The sequence below is a fragment of the Mesorhizobium sophorae genome, assembly GCF_002270415.1.
GTDB classification, from domain to species: Bacteria; Pseudomonadota; Alphaproteobacteria; order Rhizobiales; family Rhizobiaceae; genus Mesorhizobium; species Mesorhizobium sophorae.
This window is the reverse complement of record NZ_NNRI01000007.1, coordinates 326,319-343,395: the sequence shown is the minus strand read 5'-3', so window position 1 is coordinate 343,395 and position 17,077 is coordinate 326,319. Positions and strand designations below refer to the sequence as shown.

Below are 17,077 nucleotides of genomic sequence, written 5' to 3'. Positions count from 1 at the left end.
GCAGCGATCTTCGCTGGAACTATCTGCGCTGGAATTCGGGAGCCATCAGCAACAGCGCCAGCCCTTGCTGCTTGGATTCGGCCCTTGCGATCGCTTGCCTCGTCTCCGGTGAGGCGGCAGGGCCGATCAGCACATCGAGCATGTCGTTGGGATTGCCGATATCCCCAGCCTGCCGCGCTGCCTGCCAGGCGATGTCGAGGCGGATCTTCATGCCCTCCGCCGATGCCCAGCCGTCGGCCCCGTCGGGAAAGCCGTTCGGTCCCGGCGGTTGCCACAGCGGCTCGCCCAGCGCGTTGAGCCAGCCGAGCGACTGGCCGGGATCTTTGGCCGGACCGGGGCCGGTCGCCCTGCGGATGGCGACGACATAGTCGAAGGGCGAACGCATCTTCGCCAATGGCGTCGACCACGCCTCCGGGATGGCGATGAGGGCGGCGGCCAGCGCCCGCAGATTGCCGTCGGTCTTGGCGAAGACCTTGGCGAGGCGGGCGATTGCAGACGGCGGCGGCGTGTCGGCGATGAAATGGCGGGCCAGCTTGGTGGCGATATGCAAGGCCGTTGCCGGGTGGCGGGCGATATCGTTGAGCGCGGCCTCCGCCTGTCCCATGCCGCCGGCAGGATAGGTCTTGCCGAGCAGCACCGCATCCCCCGGCTCATGTGCGTTTGCGTTGAAGACAAAATTGCCGGGCTCGCCCAGCCGCCCGTCGCGCCCGGCCATCGTCCAGCCTGTGAGGATGCGTGCGAAACTGGTGACATCGGCCTGGCTGTAGCCGCTGCCGACGCCGAGCGTGTGCAGTTCCAAGATTTCACGGGCGAGGTTTTCGTTGAGCCCGCGCTTGCGGTTGCTGCCCGCCCGAGAGTCCGGCCCGACCGACTGCTGGTTGTCGAGATTGAGCAGCATCGCCGGATGATGCTCCACCGCCAGCAGCATGTCGGCAAAGCGGCCGAGCACGAAGGGGCGGATGGCCTCCCGCTCGAAGGCGCCGGCGCTGGCTTCAATGAGGATGTCCTTCGCCACCGAAACACAGAAATGGTTCGACCAGAAACAGACGAGCCGTTCGACGAAGCCGGCCTTCGCCCGAACGGCCTTGTCGAAGCGCGCCTGTGCTTCCGCTCGGAACAACGTCGCCTCGACCTGCGGCACGACGGGTTTGTCGGTGGGCGCAGGCGCAAGCGCGGGGTGGGCTGGCGTGATCTGGGCGGGCAGGGCCTGTGCGGGCACAGCTTGGGCGCTCGCCGTCGCTGGCTGCGCTGCCGCCGTGCGCTCGCGCTGGAGCTGGAAATTTGCCGCCATGCTGGCCTGGATGGCCGGCGTGCTGCCCAGCAAGCCGGCATAGGCCGGATCGTCGAGCGAGATCATGGCGATGTCGGCTTGCCGCAGTTCCGCCCTGAGATAGCCGCGCGGATCGCCGGCCAGCATCTCACGGTCGCCAGGCCTTGCACCAAGCCCGAAACGGTTGAACGCCACGAGCACCGGATCTGGCGGCAGGGAATTGGAGGCCGGGACAGTCAAGTCAGCTCTCCATCGCCTGAGCCTCAAGCGCCTGGCGCATGAGGCTCGTTCGAGCCGTTTCGTGCATAGTCAACAGGGGGAGGAGGCCGGCACGGAGTGGCCGACCCCCGACGCGCATCCTACCAGTGATGCCGGCGGTGCCAGACATGGTGCCGATGCCAGGCGTAGAAGGCCGGACCATGCCGATAGATGTAACGAGGGTAGACCACCACACGATTGGGCACGCAGCGTCCCCAGGGATTGGGATGCCAGCCCGGGCCGCAGCCCCAGGCGGCATGCTCGACCAGCGCCGGCGCGGCAAGCGGCGCCATTGGCATCGCCGAGGATGCCGCAGCCGTCGCAACCGTTCCGGTCACGGCGAGAGCCGCGGTGAGCACGTATTTTGTCAAATAATTCATGGCCATACTCCGAAGTGTCCGAGGTTGAAAACCTGCACGCACATGGTCCGGCAGGTCCTGCCCTTCTCCTGTTAAACGGCGTCGTCGGCGCTTTCCGTCGGTCGTCACGGCGATTTTTTTGGCACCGCCGACAGTTGCGACCCAGCGCGTCTGGTGAGCCCTTCCGCCAGCACGCGGCGCCCCTCGGCGGAACTTGCCGCCGCGAACTCGACGATGCGCTGCTCAAGCCGCATGCGCACGGTGACGTCGGCATTGCGCGCCCGCTCCAGCGCCGCCGACAGGGCCGTCGCGTCCAGAACCGGCTGTCGCAGCAGGTCTGCCGCCTCGCGCCTGGCTTGCTGGCCGTCGAGGATGACCTGACGGGATTCGCGGCGAACGTCGCGCAACGCCTCGCGGAACACCGAGCGATCCTGCTCGGGAAGCCGGCCACCGGCCGTCTCCAATGAGTAGCCCTGACCTGACTTGCCGCTTCTTATCCAGACGGCCCCGCCGGCAAGCGCCCCGGCCAGGAAGACGTTGAGCACCACCGACAGGGTGACAAGGTTTCGGCTCATGCTCATAGGTCTTCCTCGATCGCGTCGCGGTCCGGGCTGGCGTCGCCGAACGCCGTCGCATTGGCGTCCAGCACATAGTGGTCCGGCTGGACCTCGGGCGTGACGATGCTCACCAGGGCCAATCCGGCGACAGCGCCGGCCAGGCCAATGCCGGCAAGCCCCAGTCCGAGCCACCAGAACCGCTGGCGCCGGCGTTGGGCGAGGTACCGGCCGGCGGCCTGCACGATGCTGCCGTGCAGGGCCTTGTCGGGCGCGCCGACGCGGTAGCCGTCCAGCAGGGCGTCAAGTCTCCTGGCATGCTGCAAAATGGCCTGGCCAGTCTCGCTCGGCGCAAAGATCGCGGCGGCCACCCGTTCAGCCTCCGGCCATCGCCGCAAGTCACTGCCATAGGCCTCTGCCAGGGCCGCAAAGCGCGTGGCATCCATTGCCGGTTCGTTCCTGGACCCTTCAGCCATGGTCTTCCCCTTGCCCATCGGTGCCGCTTGCCCGGTTCTCACTCATCGGCGCCATCCCTGGCCAGGATCGTCTGCAGCGACCGCCGGCCGCGCGAAAGCAGGCTCTCCAGGGCGTCGACGCTGATCTCCAGGGTCGCTGCTGCCTCGAGGTTGGACATCTCCTGGTAATAGACCAGGACGATCGCTTCGCGCTGGCGCGGCGCTATGCGTTGCAGCGCCCGCTCTACCCGCTGCGCGTCCTCCTGCGGATGGGCATCGGGAAGGGCCGCGGGATCGACCATTTCCGGCAGGTCGTCGGTCACCCATTCGCGCTTGCGGCGCAGCCGGTCGTAACAGAGGTTCAGCGTCACCCGGTGGATCCAGCTGTCGAAGCGCGCATTGCCGCGTCGCCAGCCCGAGGCATGGCGCCAGATCCGCACGAAGGTCTCCTGCGCGACATCCTCGGCCTCCGCAGCATCGCCGAGCATGCGCACCGCAAGCGCCAGGATGCGAGGCAGTTTGCGCGCGACGAGCGTCTGCACGGCTGCCGGATCGCCGGCGCCGACGCGGCGAACCAGCTCCTCGTCCGGATCGGCGCTCATCAGCCGGCGCACTCCCGATGTTCATCGCACGTCATTGCCTCTTGGTCATTGCTCCTGCTTGGGAGCGGTTTTGTGGCCCGGCAGTTCGTCGGCCGTCAGGACGCCGTCGGAATTCTTGTCCAGCCTGGCAAAGCGCTTGGCAAAGAAGGCATCGAGTTCGGCGCGGTCGATGAAGCCGTCATGGTTGGAATCGAGGCGCGCGAAGGATTTGACGGGGTCGCCCTTGATGTTGCGCTTGGCTTGAAAGGCTTCCCATTCCAGCAGGCTGATCTTGCCGTCGCCATCCGTGTCGGCAGCCATGATCGCCTTTTCGCGCCGCTTCTGGAATTTGGCCAGCGTGATGTCGGACCTCGCCTTCGGCGTGGCCGGTGCGGCAACCGGCGGCGTCGCGGCAGGCGGCTGCGTCGCTGTCTGGGCGAGAGCCGCTACGGTCAGCAGGCTCATGGCAGCGGCAAGTATCGAACGACGTATCATGCGTTGGCGTCTCCGGTTGGCTCGTGGCCACGGCTTGAGCCGAGGTCACGCTTCAACCGTTAAACGCCGCGACGGCGGAAATCCGTCGGTGGCGCAATGTTGTTTCGGACGCATTTCCTGGATGCAAGGGCTCCGTCGATGGCCGCATTGACGTGCCAAACCCGGCGCCTCAGCGCTGGACGTGAACCCGTGCCAGGTTTGGCGCCGGTTCAAGCAAAACCGCGTCGGCAGGGACCTAGTCTGATTGGTCGGCCGCGACCAGCTGGTCTGGCTTGAAGCCGGCATGTTGCGGGGTCCACACGTCACCCTCGCGGTTGAACCAATGGCACATGAATATGCCCGAGGCCGCGCCGTCGCTTATGGTCATCTTCGGGCCTCCGGACTTCAGCCTGACGACGTCTCCGGTCTTGAAATTGTTGGGCATTTTCGACCTCCATTCAGAGGCTCCGAGTTTCACACCAAACCAGGGCCTCGACAATGGCCGATATGCCTCGCCGGCGCTGCAAGCCGTTGCTCCAGCGGCGGTTCGGCCTTAACCTTTCCGTAAATATTAGGCTGCTACTTGGACAGCGATGGCCTCGTGGCGGAGCGGCTACGCTGGAGACTGCAAATCTCTGAAGCCTCGGTTCGATCCCGAGGCGAGGCCTCCATCCTCACTTACCTGTCCGACAAAAGCAGCGAACGGCCGGAGCCGAGGCTCGGCCCAGTGACGGCGCCATTGATTGCTGCTTGAAGGAATGGTGCCGCTTAGGTGACTCGAACACCTGACCCCATCATTACGAATGATGTGCTATTAGATAACCCGGGATAACGTCTCCTAACTGCCGGCATGCTAAAAACGATTAGAAATGCTCGATTTGACCATCCTCTTGCTTAAATGTTAGGGATTGATGTGCTCCCGTAATAACGCTATCTATCACCTCAGCCCGTTACCCTTGTCGTTACCCTGGGGATCGGGGGTAACGAAAGGGGTCGATTATGGCAAAGGCACTCACATCGAAATTTATCGCAGCCGTGAAGCCGAGTGGGGCACGAATTGAATTCCCAGACGCCGCCTCTCCCGGCCTCTATCTCGTCGTTCAGCCGTCTGGAGTGAAGTCGTGGGCATTGCGGTATCGCCTTGCCGGCAAGCCGAAGAAGCTCACCATCGGCCCAGCGCTGGCTGAGAGGGCAGTGCCGCTACCGGAAGGGCGCCGACCTGATCTCGGTGACGGGCATACGCTTGCCGAGGCTCACGCTGCCGCAGGCACGGTTCTGGCAGTGCTTAAGGAGGGACGCGACCCTGCCGCAGAGAAGAAGCGCGCCTTGGCATCGTCGGCGTCCGGTGCGGATACCGTGGGCGCTGCACTGGATGATTTCCTGGAGAAGCACGTCGACAAGAAAAACCGCCCCTCGACTGCTCGTGAGACGCGCCGTTTCATCGATCTGTATCTGCGGCCAGCGTGGGGCGACAAGAAGATCAGGCGCATGGCAAAGGTCGATGTGAACGATGTGCTGCACGATATCGAGGAGCGCGGCGGGCCGGCTTCGGCAAATCGGGTACTCGCGATCATTAGCAAGTTCTTCAACTGGACGGTCGAGCGCGGCCTCCTGTCGTCATCACCGTCAATGGGGGTCAAGGCGCCGGCTCCGATCGTATCGCGCGACCGTGTACTGACGGATGACGAAATTCGGTGGTTCTGGCGGGCAACGGAAAGTTTTGGCTATCCCTTTGGGTCGGTGTGGCAAATGCTCCTGCTCACCGGCCAGCGGCGTGAGGAGGTTGCTGGCGCGGTGCGAAAGGAGTTCACGCTCGCGGGTGACAAGCCATCGTGGCTGATACCGCGCGAAAGGTCCAAGAACGGTAACGAGCATCTCGTTCCCTTGTCGGCGGACGCCGTTGCGATCCTGGAGGCGTTGCCGAGGATGAGCGGCGGCTTCCTTTTCACCACAACCGGGACCACAAGCGTGTCGGGGTATTCGAAGGCCAAGAAGCGGCTTGACGCGGCCATGCTGGAGATTGCCGGCAAAGAAGCAGACGCGACGGGGGCCGATCCTGCTCAGGTCGAGATACCCGAATGGCGATTGCACGATCTTCGCCGCACGGCGGCGTCGGGCATGGCGGCGCTAGGCTTCCCTGTGCATGTGGTCGAAGCGGTACTCAATCACAAGAGCGGCAAAATCAGCGGCGTGGCTGCTGTCTATAACCGCTATGAATACGCAGATGAGAAGCGCACGGCGCTGACGGCATGGTCAAGCAAACTTCGAGCTCTCGTCGACGAGCAACAGATGTCGAACGTCGTGAAGCTAAGGGGCTAATATAGGGCCATTCGGCGGCTCAGCCTTTCGCAAGGTGTCAATCGCCCTGACCGACGGAAGCCACAGACGAACAATCGACCCACTATTTCTCTCTGGCGGGTGCTTTCAGAAGCTCCCAAGCTTCGATTTGAAGTACCGCTGCAAGCTTTTCAATGATCTTGAGGCTTGCGTAATATTTACCCTTCTCGACCTGACTCAGGTAGCTCCGGCTGACTTCCGCCTCATAGGCGAGATCGTCCTGAGACAGCCCTTTTGCGTGTCTCAGTCGGCGCAGATTTGCAGCAAGAACGTCCCGCAGGTCCATGCGGGGAAGCGAACTCAGTTGCTCAAAATATACACCTCGATATACTGAACAATCTCAGCTTGCCGGATACGTTATGGAGGCATCAGTGAGAAGCATCCTACCCCTGATCGCCGTTCTGCTGCTATTTGGCTCATCCTACGCTCGTGCTCAGGATTTTGCTGTCCCAGGCGAGGCCATCAACGTGATTGTACGCGAGGGTGGCAGTCCCGCAGACATCGTCCTTGGTGGAGGAATGGCCCCATGGATGAGCGATAAGGCCGGATGGCTCGGCGAATGGATCACGGGACTTCCCAGTAGCAAGGCTCGTCAATACCGGGCTGCCCTTCGAGATGTATTCTTGGACGCTCAGGGTCTTGGGCCCTATGAGGCCTCATTGGTCGAAGGCCTTGATTCGTTTTGGACAAACGAAATGCAGACCGCAGTAATTTTGATCAATTGGAATGAAAATTTGGATAGAACGGCCTATGTTGACCGGCAGTCGCTAAGCGATCCCATTCTTGGCCAGTACGTTGGCAAGCATGCACAAGATGATCTAGCGGCAATCCAGCGAGCGCGCGCGCATTTGCCGTCCGCAGAAAGTCTGAGAGTTAAAATGAAGCGGCTTGAACGCCTGCCGGGGGTCCTGCTGAGAGGCCGCCAAGACTGGCTGTTCGCGATTGGGCCCGCCTATGGTCTATATATGGATATGAATGGTGTGTTTCGCTGACGCGCCAATCTCATAAATTGGATCGCTTCAGGTCGCTTTTGGTGCAAATGCCAACTACGGGTCTTTTGATTCTAAAATCAAAGGCATATCAAGGCATAAATTGGCTGTCTCAAAGCAGGCGGGAAAAACACCGCCTACATGCCTGAATTCCAATTCCAGGATTGCCGTGTCTCTGCCACTAGGCCCTGCCTATTGGCGTGACCAGGAACCTCAGCGCTAGTTGGTTTGAGCAAGCGGCTCGTGTAATAGCTGAAGGCTGCTTCTTAGGAGAAAGGCAATGGGTCAGCTGCCGCACGTACAGCACTGGGAGGCGCTTGTATTGCGTTCGTATAGGCTTTTTGCTGCCGCCGAAGACCAGCTGGAGAAGTCCCTCGCTGGACAGGGCGACTACGAATTTGCCTGCCTTGAAGCTTTAAGAAGCGCGATGAACGCATCCCTCTTTCTCTACCACTTTACGGATATCGCCGCCGCCCGAAGGTTGATCCCGCACCTCGCCCTTCCCGCCGTTCCGACACCTCAGCACGTGCTCGTCGCAACGCGCGCTAAGGTCACTGTTGCGTTGCGGGCTTCTGCACCTCACACAGAGCTTTACAATAGGATGTTGGGAGAGGCGGCAAACGCCATCAAGCATGGGGTGTTGGATCGGGCGACCACGTTCGTTGATCAGGATGGTGTGGCGCTAACTATTGCGGGACATGCCGCAGAGAACGGCGAAGGAAAAACGAACGGTGGTCCACAGGTTTTGATACGATCTGAGTCTCGGGCCGGAAGGCCAGAACAGTTCTATTCACTCAGGGCGGTCTTAGATGCCGTGATAAACGCTTGGTGTGGGCTGCTCTTGGGACTGGCGAAGCCCTAGCGTCGGGATAGTCGGGTGCTGGCTCCGAGGTTGATCTCCAAAACCGCTTCTGTGCCAATGCGAGCTCTTGACCTGTTCCAGTCATTCCGGGCAATTGGTATTTCCGGCGAGATTTCAGGCGCACCAATTGCTATGACGGTGCGTGGAAGCTAATTTGAAAACGGTTGGCTACATTGTATATGGGGGGGCGTTTTGATAGTAAAAACAAAGGCATCTGCGTATCCGACGAAGACATTCTTCGTTCAGATGATCACACGTGACATTACTCTTGAAGATTGCATTCTTGACCTTATAGATAATAGCATTGACGGCGCCTGGCGTTGCGAAGGCAGCCGCCCGATGGGACTTGCTGAAGACGTCGATCTCTCCAAATACTCGATTGAAATCGAAGCTTATCCCGATCGATTTGTCATCCGCGACGATAGCGGGGGAATGACATTGGACGAGGCTGCCAACTACGCTTTCAGTTTTGGACGGAAGCCATCTGACGAGCCGGATGAATACAGCATTGGCGTCTACGGAATTGGAATGAAGCGGGCTGTCTTCAAGCTGGGGTCGGAAATTAGAGTGCGCAGCACGTTTGATGATGGCTCTGGAAACGAACTAGCGTTCGCAGTGCCAATTGATGTGCCAAGTTGGCTGTCCGACAATGCCCCGCTTTGGGATTTCGACATAGTAGAAGACGATCCGCTTGAGAATAATGGGGTCGAAATTGTCGTAAAAGTACTCACCACCGGTGCGAAGAGTTCTTTTGAGAGCCCAGCCTTCCTGCAGAATTTACGGAGGACCATCGCTCGCGACTACTCCCTTCACCTCAATCGCGGATTAACAATTTCTCTCAACGGGAAGCCTATTCCCGGTTGGAAGATAGAGCTTCGACAATCCGATGACTTCGTACCGATCCGCGTTGAATATCAAGACGCTGTCGACGGCGACGAGGTTGCTATCGAGGTTATCGGCGGTATGGCCGCTCTACCGCCGGAGAGCAACGAGCCGGACGAGGCGGACGATGGCGACCGGCGCTTCGGCTGGTACATCATCTGCAATGGGCGGATCGTTCTTGCGGCAGACAAGACTTCGGTTTCCGGCTGGGGTACGGAAGATTGGCCGCAGTGGCACAGGCAGTATTCCGGATTTATGGGGATCATTCTCTTCACGGCTGCAAAAGCGACTGCGTTGCCGTTAACGACGACAAAGCGAAGTGTCGACCAATCCTCCGAAATCTTTAGACGGGCGAGACCTCAGATGCGCGATGTTACGCGCAAGTGGATCGCCTATACGAACCAGAGAAAACAAGCTCTCGAAGAAGCCCGCGAGATCGAGGCAAAGGCCGCTCCAGTTCCAATCTATCAACTCCGTCGGGAGGTGCCGTTGCAGTTTCCCAAGCTGACGCAGAGACCCCTAGAAAGAGTTGCCAATGTTCACTATTCGGTGCCGATCGCCAAAATGAAACGGCTCGCCAAAGAACTGGGAAGCATCAACCTGACCTATCGAGAAGTCGGCATACGGACCTTCGACTACACCTACGACGACATGGTCGGAGACGATTGATGCCCTCGTTCAATGTTGTAAATTACAGCCTTCGGCCCAGCAAAAACATCCAACGGCAGCTTGTTTTTGACGGCGTACGGGATTTGCAGTCGCATATAGACCTTGAACGCCTCGTCTATGTAGGCTTCGGCTCAGTTTGGTTCACCGATTTCATCATGGCTCACAAGGTTCTCAGGATCGACGACATGATCTCGATCGAGAGCAACGATGTCGGGTTTCGGCGAGCAACTTTTAATTCCCCATACGCAACCGTCCAAGTTAAATTCGGATTTTCTACTGAGGTACTGCCCAGTTTGTACAACGACGAAGCGATCAAGAGCCGTCCTTGGTTCGTTTGGCTCGATTATGACTACGAGTTCAACGAGAGCATCAAGGAGGATGTCCGCTCACTAGTGGAGAACCTGCCGGCAAACAGCGTGCTTTTGATCAGTTTCAACGGCAGAGAGTCCAAGTATGGAACCGCGCCAGACCGGCCGGCGCATCTGCGGGCCTTATTCGGCGATGCGGTTCCTGACGATCTGCCAAAAAAGGCTTGCAAGGACGACGAGATGCAGGAGACGCTGGCAGACTATTCTCTTGCCTTCATGCGATCTGTCGCCGCCGATCTTGCTCGGCCTGGAGGGTTCCTGCCGGCTTTCCGATTGATCTATAAAGACTCGACACCGATGGTGACCGTAGGTGGCGTGCTGCCGACGAAGGGGGCGGTAAAGATCGTAGCCGATAGAATTGCGGACAAGAAATGGATGTGCCAACCGGCTAAGCGAATCATAGCTCCGCATTTGACCGTGAGAGAGGCTGCCGTTCTTCAGGCCCTTCTTCCTTGCGCAGAGTCGGTTTCGCGCGAGCGGGTTAAACAGCTCGGATTCGACTTGGAAGACGATCAGATCGAGGCGTTTCAGACCTATTACAAGCAGTACCCAGCTTTCGCACAAGTGATTTCCTGATGCGGCAATGGCACCAAGGCACGACTCACTTTTTCCATGCTAGGACTTGCCAATGACACGGCAGGTTCCGGGGGCGCCAATCTTAGTGGACCTTTTTTCTGGCTGCGGCGGGTTTTCGCTCGGTGCTCATCGCGCAGGTTACCGCGTGGCCGCCGCATTCGATAACGATCCGATCCTAACATCCTCCTATACGGTCAACTTCCCGGACACGCGGCTTTTTTTGAAGGACGTGACTCAACTTTCCGGGGCGGACATACGCGCAGCGGCGGGAGGGCGTGTCGATGGAATTTTTGGGGGGCCACCCTGCCAAGGTTTCAGCGACATTGGTCTTCGTGACCCTGCCGATCCGAGGCGACAACTTATTGACCATTTCTTTCGTCTGGTTCAGGAAGTCGAACCTAGCTTTTTCGTAATGGAAAATGTCCGTGGTCTTGCCTACGAGGACACGCGGTTCGTGCTTGATAGCGCTATGGATAGGGTTCGGGGTAAGTACTCCCTGCTCGGGCCGTGCATATGGGATGCTTCTTTATTCGGCGCGGCGACAAAGCGAGCGAGGTTGTTCGTGATAGGCGTCTTGAAAGATCGAGGAGATACGCTGACATCGGCCGATATCGATGCAGAAATGCGACCGCCTGCAACGGTGCGAGCCGCGATCAGCGACCTCAAGTATGCGGTCCCGGTTTCGAAGGACGATGGGTATGACGTATGGCGAATTTCTGCTGCGGGGCGGGCTTCGGAGTACGCCAGCCGGCTTAGGGCTGGCGACGGTCTTTTTACCGGGCATCGTAGCACAGCCCACACGCAGGCGGTGATCGAGCGGTTCCAGTCAGTTCCGCAAGGCGGCGTCGACCCGGTGGGCCGCCATCCGCGTCTGAAGTGGACAGGTCAGTGCCCGACGCTGAGAGCAGGCACAGGAGCTGATCGAGGCTCCTACCAGTCAGTACGCCCGATACATCCTGAGTTGCCACGGGTAATTTCGGTTCGCGAAGCTGCAAGGCTTCAAGGCTTTCCAGATAGCCACCTGTTCCACCCTACGGTCTGGCACTCATTCCGCATGATCGGAAACAGCGTATCCCCCATAATCGCAGAGGCCATTTTTAGAACAATCGCTCGGAAGCTGTACAAGACGCATCTAAGTTTCGAGCCACAAATTGCCCATGGATAGGCTGTCTCAGGAGCATCGGTCCTGGCTTATGTCCAGGGTTAGGTCGAAAGACACTTCAGTGGAGATAAGAGTGCGGCGAGCCGCCCACTCGATTGGGCTGCGATATAGACTGCATCGTAACGATCTGCCGGGTAAGCCCGACCTGGTGTTCCCACGATTTGGGCTTGCTCTCTTCGTTCATGGCTGTTTCTGGCACCGACACCCCGGCTGCCGAAAGGCATCGACACCGAAATCCAGGGAGGATTTTTGGGCGGAAAAGTTCGATAAGAATGTTAGACGCGATAGCGATGCAGTGACTGCCCTTAGTGGTTTGGGTTGGCGTTCAGCAATTATTTGGGAATGCGAGACCCGCGACCCGGACGAGCTGAGGAGGAAGCTCAAAGAATTCTTTTATGACGTGTCGCAATGAAGGCCGTCTTCGACACCAGTCCGACCTCAGCGTATGACGATGACATAGCGCATAGATACCATTTCCCCCCCCGATACCTAGACATCGTTAAGGAGTGCATTGGCGACTGGGTTATATTCCGTCAACCGCGAGCAGGGGGAGGATCGAAGGCATATTTCGCTGTTGGTATGGTGACCAAGCTCATCCCAGATCAGGCGAACCCAGGTTATCATTATGCTGCGATAGCCAAGTTTCTGCCATTTGACCGACCTACGTCGTGGCGGGTGGGTGATCAGTATCGAGAAGGAGCCTTACGGCACCTCGCCGATGTGTCTATGGTGGGCCTATATCTGAGGGGCCGTTCTGTGAGGCCAATAGATCAAAGCGATTTTGCTGCCGTCGTATATGCAGGGCTTTCGAATACTCTGGCCCCCTTTAACGCCCGAAAGCTCGGCTTAGAGAGCCATGAAGTTGATGCCAGCACCGAAGAACTTCTGGCTCTATCGGAAGACCATTTTGAGAGGCGTGTCGAGGCAGTCCTTCTCAATCGAAAAATCAGAGATGCGAATTTCCGTTTGGCGGTTTGTGATGCTTACGACAACCGATGTGCAGTGACCGGACTGCGGATAGTCAACGGAGGGGGTAGGTCTGAAGTTCAGGCCGCCCATATCTGGTCAGTTGCCGACGGCGGGCCCGACACAATACAGAACGGAATTGCCCTTTCTGCAACCGCACACTGGCTTTTCGATCGCCATCTGATTTCTCTCACGGACGAATATGGCCTCTTAGTCTCCCATAATAAGGTGCCAAGTGATTATAGGTCGTTGCTCGAAAAGCAGGCTGGTCGAATTCACCTTCCATCCGAAATGCGGCTTTGGCCAAGCCTTCGATACATTACCCACCACAGAGACAGATTTGCGGGCAACTGACGCAGTTTGGCAAAAGATTGCCAACCCTCATTTATCTGGTACCTGGTTACCAGTTCCTCCTAGCCGCGTCCAATCGTCCCCCCTGCGGAAAGAAGCTCATATCGGCTCGCCACCTTTAGGGCGCGCTCTTCTTCAGCCAGACCAATCCCGTCTTCCCAGCATATAGCTGTATATATAGATTTACTTTTAACATAATCTGTAACCAGACGACGATCGTTTAAACGCAGAAATAACAATTCCTTAACATCATTCTTGAAACTTGTTCTTCGCCTACTATCTCTTGGAAATCGTCCTCTCGATTTGGATGTCCTGGCAGTGAAGTCAGCCGGCAAGATCGCGCGACGACATATGGAGAACTTCTGTGAAAATCGTTCTGAGTGTGACATTGGTGCCTGCGCTTTCGCAGCGCACCGCTCTTGGCTGAAATGGCCCTCCAGGCGGGGAGCGCCCGCATTCCAAGCTATAGACCCACCACCCACTACCTAACAGCTCCAATGGTAGCCGAACGCTATTCCGTCAGCCTTATGACGATATGGCGGTGGCTAAAGGCCGGTGGTGGCTTTCCACGTCCAGTCTATATAGGCCGGAATAGATACTGGAACTCGGCTGAACTGGATACCTGGGAAGCCTCCCTCCCAAGGGCTTGCGGCATGGGGGCAGCTCATGCCAACGAGAGATGAGTTGAACAGCACCCCGGCTATCGTCAAAATCCTGACCAGCAAACAGTTCGTGGCTGGATGGAAGCCGCCGAACTTTCTTGTCGACGGAATCTTTCAGAAGGGCTTCATCTATTCCCTCACAGCCAAGGCAGGCAGCGGCAAAACCGCAATAGCACTCACGCTGGCAGCGCTTGTCGCACTCGGCCGCCCTCTCGGCGAGCGCACAGTCGAGAGAGGGAAAGTTCTGTACTTTGCTGGCGAAAATCCAGACGATATTCGAACTCGTTGGCTTTTGTTGGCCGAGAAAATGGATTTTGATCCGACGGCGATAGAAGTGAATTTCATCCCGACCGCCTTTCCGATGGAGCAAGTCATAGATCAGGTCAAGAAGGGTGCCAAGGATAAGGGCCCTTATGCTTTGGTTATTATCGATACCAGCGCAGCATATTATTCAGGGCAGGACGACAACGCAAACGTTGAGATGCAACATCACGCCGAGACGCTTAGGAGCCTCACGGACCTTGCGGGCGAGCCCTGCGTTATCATTTGCGCACATCCCGCGAAGGGAGGCGATATCCAAGTGCCACGAGGCGGTAGTGCCTTCCTGAATGCGATCGACGGAAACGTATATCTCGAAAAGAAGGATAAGGTCGCCTGGCTGAAACAACATCAAAAGTTCAGGGGCCCAGAATTCTCACCCATCACATTCGAACTCGTTTCCGTGATGTCTTCACAGCGGCGAGACGCACAAAGACGGCCAATCAGGAGCGTGATGGCCGTTGCGGTTGCTGGCAACGAAGTTCATGAGAGATCATCCAGTCTCGATCTCATGGCATTGCGTGCGCTTCAAGAAAAGCCTGGGCGATCGGTTAGCGACTTGGCCAAGGCAGTTGGTTTGCAGCCAGATGGGTCCGGCAGAGGCAAAATGAATCGTCTACTTCAGAGGCTTGAAGCCAGGCAGCTTGCACGACGGGGGGACGACGGACATTGGCGCCTGGCCAAGGAAGGCGCAAAGGCTCTGCGGCTGCAATAGGGCTATGCTTACTTCTCGAACCACTCTACTGAGAGGAGAGAGAGCGCTTAGCTCTCCTCCCTCTGTGGCTGATCTGTTTGTTCGTTCATTTTCTTAGGGACGCGAACGCGCGAACAGCATGCTTGGTCTGACTTTTTTACGGCCGATGCAGCCACCACCCACATTGACACAGGACCCAACGCGATGGCTTGGGGGAACCTCCCCCGGGGGCACGTATAGACTGTGATCGTAGTTCGGCTTCGAGTGAAGCGCGCTTTAGCCTGTTCCCCCTCGCGTACCCCTGATTGGTAGTCAGACGGTCGTCCTAACAGTGCCAACGCAGGTTGGAATTCTTGGAACTCTTGGAATTCTTGGCATTCTGGCATTCTTAGGGTAGCGAGGGTGAAGCGCGAAGCGGCACAGCGTTGGATTGCTTGCTATAAACCAAGTCTGTCACGAACCGTGCCCACGCCTGCAAAGCCGCCGCCTTCTCTTGAGCATTGCGCCTAAAGTCGTGCAATCGCCATTCTCTTCGAGGGGCTAGCGTTACCCCTGGCGTTACCCCCGGTCGAAATCCTAGAGTTCATCTTTCGCTAAGTTATTGAAATCGTTGGTGCCGCTTAGGTGACTCGAACACCTGACCCCATCATTACGAATGATGTGCTCTACCAACTGAGCTAAAGCGGCCCAGGAGGCCAGAGCCTCCAAGATGCGGGGGTGATAGACTCAACCGGCGGCGAATTCAAGATGCGACTTGGCAATTCATGCGAGGCCGTCGAAAGCCGTCCGCCGCGTTGCTCGCCAATCGGTCGCCGAGTCAGGCTCGCGCGGTTCGCACCCTCCTGCTGGTGAAAATTGATGAAACACGCTGATTTCGTTGCCGGAACAGCGTCGGAATGGACTTTGCACACCGTGACAAGGCAGAATGCACCGCTCGCCCGTTGATTGATTGGTCGCCTGCGGCTAACGATCATGGCAAGGTTTGGGCAAACGTGCAGAGGGATCCGCTTGGACGCAATCGAAAAGGCGATCCGGAATGCCTTCGAGAAAGGCAACGCCGAGGACCGCGCGTTCCGCGAAAGGGTCTATAGATCGGCTTTTGCCGCGCTCGACCGTGCGCTCCAGGCCAATCCCGACGTGACTGTGGAAGTCGCCATCAAGCGCCGCAAGGCGATACAGGCGAAAATCACCGAAATCGAATCCGAGTATCTGCCGGCGGTGCCGGATGTCGGCCCACAGGGTGATGCGCCGGCGGTCGAGCTTGGTGGGGACCCGGCTCCTGCGGTCGAGGTGGCTGCGGACCCCGCTCCTGCGGTTGAGACCGGGCAACCGGCATCACCCGTCGTTGTCGTTGACGAGCCCGTGCAATCCGCCTCCGATGCGCCTCGCTCGCGTGTGCTGCCAGTTGTTCCCGACATCATGCCGGACGCCGGCCTTCCCGGCGCGCCAGCCATCGACATGTCTGCTCCCGACTCGGCCGAGGCCGCGACGGAAGTGGCGCCCGATCGCGATGAACGGCGCATAAGGGGGCGTCGCCTGCCGCTGACCGCGATCTTCCTGACCGTGACTCTGCTTGCCGCTGTCGGTATCGGCCTGTTCTTCGCCGTGCAGACCGGTGTGTTCAAGACGCAGGCGCAGCTCGACACCGCTCCGCCCGAAGCGCCGCCGACCGTCAACGACGACGACTTCACACCGGCCGATGGCGACACCGGCCCAGCAAAGCCCGGTGCCGCGGACCAGTCGCGCGACTGGATCAACGTGTTTTCGCCAACCGACGCGTCGCATGTCAGCGCCCCGTCGGATGCCAAGGCCGAAGTGATGAAGGACGACACCGGGTCGTTCCTGCGCATCCGTTCCGGCGCCTCCGGTTCGGCGATCAGCTTCGATGTCGGGCAAGGCGTGCTGGAACAGCTCGCCGGCAAGCATGCCGTGTTCGACATCATTGCCCGCTCCGAAGAAGGCAAGGAGACGCAGATTTCCGTCGACTGCAACTTCGGCGAACTGGGCGACTGCGGCCGCAAGCGCTACGCGGTCGGCCAGCAGCAGAACGAATACCTGTTCGACGTGCAGTTTCCCAAGAAGCACCCGGGCTCGGCCGGCACGATCGCCGTCAATTCCGACTTCGACAAACAGGGCAAGGCGGCGGACATCTACGAAATCCGGGTCTCGGTCGAGCCGTAAGCGCATCCATGCAGGACAAGCGACTTAGAGCCGGATGATTTCAGGTCGAATCGACCTGAAATCTGAATCCGCCTCTAAATCAAAGAGATAGAGCATGATGTCGTCCGAA

At 58.7% G+C, this 17,077-nt stretch carries 18 protein-coding genes and 2 tRNA genes; 11 read left to right on the top strand and 9 right to left on the bottom strand.

Annotation, left to right across the window (positions count from 1 at the left end; translation table 11 throughout):
- Positions 1-19: 19 nt before the first annotated feature.
- The 7 genes from CGZ66_RS06095 to CGZ66_RS06065 form a co-directional block, all read right to left on the bottom strand.
- On the bottom strand, positions 20-1,510 hold the full coding sequence (locus CGZ66_RS06095; protein WP_280952790.1) for a DUF1800 domain-containing protein: 1,491 nt from the start codon (positions 1,508-1,510) through the stop codon (positions 20-22).
- Positions 1,511-1,629: 119 nt separating this feature from the next.
- Positions 1,630-1,908, bottom strand: coding sequence for a GCG_CRPN prefix-to-repeats domain-containing protein (locus CGZ66_RS06090; RefSeq protein WP_095084283.1), 279 nt, complete (start codon positions 1,906-1,908; stop codon positions 1,630-1,632).
- A gap of 104 nt (positions 1,909-2,012) precedes the next feature.
- Positions 2,013-2,468, bottom strand: coding sequence for a periplasmic heavy metal sensor (locus tag CGZ66_RS06085; RefSeq protein WP_095082544.1), 456 nt, complete (start codon positions 2,466-2,468; stop codon positions 2,013-2,015).
- Positions 2,465-2,917, bottom strand: a complete 453-nt coding sequence (locus tag CGZ66_RS06080; RefSeq protein WP_095084282.1) for a hypothetical protein — start codon at positions 2,915-2,917, stop codon at positions 2,465-2,467. Before CGZ66_RS06080 ends, CGZ66_RS06085 begins: the two co-directional genes overlap by 4 nt.
- 38 nt (positions 2,918-2,955) lie before the next feature.
- Positions 2,956-3,498, bottom strand: coding sequence for an RNA polymerase sigma factor (locus tag CGZ66_RS06075; RefSeq protein WP_095082542.1), 543 nt, complete (start codon positions 3,496-3,498; stop codon positions 2,956-2,958).
- Between the two features lie 45 nt (positions 3,499-3,543).
- Positions 3,544-3,972, bottom strand: coding sequence for an EF-hand domain-containing protein (locus tag CGZ66_RS06070; RefSeq protein WP_095082540.1), 429 nt, complete (start codon positions 3,970-3,972; stop codon positions 3,544-3,546).
- A 235-nt stretch (positions 3,973-4,207) separates the two neighbouring features.
- On the bottom strand, positions 4,208-4,396 hold the full coding sequence (locus CGZ66_RS06065; RefSeq protein ID WP_095082538.1) for a YodC family protein: 189 nt from the start codon (positions 4,394-4,396) through the stop codon (positions 4,208-4,210).
- Between the two features lie 150 nt (positions 4,397-4,546).
- Between CGZ66_RS06065 and CGZ66_RS06060 the strand changes: the two genes are divergently transcribed.
- Positions 4,547-4,622, top strand: a tRNA-Cys gene (locus CGZ66_RS06060).
- Between the two features lie 328 nt (positions 4,623-4,950).
- Positions 4,951-6,270, top strand: coding sequence for a tyrosine-type recombinase/integrase (locus CGZ66_RS06050; RefSeq protein WP_095082536.1), 1,320 nt, complete (start codon positions 4,951-4,953; stop codon positions 6,268-6,270).
- An 82-nt stretch (positions 6,271-6,352) separates the two neighbouring features.
- On the opposite strand, the gene CGZ66_RS06045 is transcribed toward CGZ66_RS06050, so the two are convergent.
- Entirely contained in the window at positions 6,353-6,574 is a 222-nt protein-coding gene (locus tag CGZ66_RS06045; protein ID WP_095082534.1) for a helix-turn-helix domain-containing protein, read from the bottom strand.
- Between the two features lie 85 nt (positions 6,575-6,659).
- On the opposite strand from CGZ66_RS06045, the gene CGZ66_RS06040 reads away from it, so the two are divergent.
- The 8 genes from CGZ66_RS06040 to CGZ66_RS06005 all read left to right on the top strand — a co-directional run bounded on the left by CGZ66_RS06040 (position 6,660) and on the right by CGZ66_RS06005 (position 14,808).
- Entirely contained in the window at positions 6,660-7,280 is a 621-nt protein-coding gene (locus tag CGZ66_RS06040; RefSeq protein WP_143748684.1) for a hypothetical protein, read from the top strand.
- Positions 7,281-7,557: 277 nt separating this feature from the next.
- Complete coding sequence (locus CGZ66_RS06035) at positions 7,558-8,139, top strand: hypothetical protein (protein ID WP_095082528.1); 582 nt, start codon at positions 7,558-7,560, stop codon at positions 8,137-8,139.
- 246 nt (positions 8,140-8,385) lie between these two features.
- The gene (locus tag CGZ66_RS06030) at positions 8,386-9,690 is read left to right on the top strand and encodes an ATP-binding protein (protein ID WP_095084281.1); all 1,305 of its coding nucleotides are present in this window, start codon (positions 8,386-8,388) and stop codon (positions 9,688-9,690) included.
- Entirely contained in the window at positions 9,690-10,634 is a 945-nt protein-coding gene (locus CGZ66_RS06025) for an O-methyltransferase (RefSeq protein WP_167392017.1), read from the top strand. Before CGZ66_RS06030 ends, CGZ66_RS06025 begins: the two co-directional genes overlap by 1 nt.
- Before the next feature lie 52 nt (positions 10,635-10,686).
- The gene (locus CGZ66_RS06020) at positions 10,687-11,799 is read left to right on the top strand and encodes a DNA cytosine methyltransferase (RefSeq protein ID WP_095082524.1); all 1,113 of its coding nucleotides are present in this window, start codon (positions 10,687-10,689) and stop codon (positions 11,797-11,799) included.
- Positions 11,792-12,208, top strand: a complete 417-nt coding sequence (locus CGZ66_RS06015) for a DNA mismatch endonuclease Vsr (protein WP_095082522.1) — start codon at positions 11,792-11,794, stop codon at positions 12,206-12,208. The genes CGZ66_RS06020 and CGZ66_RS06015 overlap by 8 nt, the downstream gene beginning before the upstream one ends.
- The gene (locus tag CGZ66_RS06010; protein ID WP_095082520.1) at positions 12,205-13,116 is read left to right on the top strand and encodes an HNH endonuclease; all 912 of its coding nucleotides are present in this window, start codon (positions 12,205-12,207) and stop codon (positions 13,114-13,116) included. Before CGZ66_RS06015 ends, CGZ66_RS06010 begins: the two co-directional genes overlap by 4 nt.
- Before the next feature lie 681 nt (positions 13,117-13,797).
- Positions 13,798-14,808: an AAA family ATPase gene (locus tag CGZ66_RS06005; protein ID WP_167392016.1), complete on the top strand. Its 1,011-nt coding sequence runs from the start codon at positions 13,798-13,800 to the stop codon at positions 14,806-14,808.
- A 590-nt stretch (positions 14,809-15,398) separates the two neighbouring features.
- Here the strand turns inward: CGZ66_RS06005 and CGZ66_RS06000 are convergent.
- Positions 15,399-15,474, bottom strand: a tRNA-Thr gene (locus CGZ66_RS06000).
- Positions 15,475-15,795: 321 nt separating this feature from the next.
- Between CGZ66_RS06000 and CGZ66_RS05995 the strand changes: the two genes are divergently transcribed.
- The gene (locus CGZ66_RS05995; RefSeq protein WP_095082516.1) at positions 15,796-16,968 is read left to right on the top strand and encodes a hypothetical protein; all 1,173 of its coding nucleotides are present in this window, start codon (positions 15,796-15,798) and stop codon (positions 16,966-16,968) included.
- Positions 16,969-17,077 lie beyond the last annotated feature (109 nt).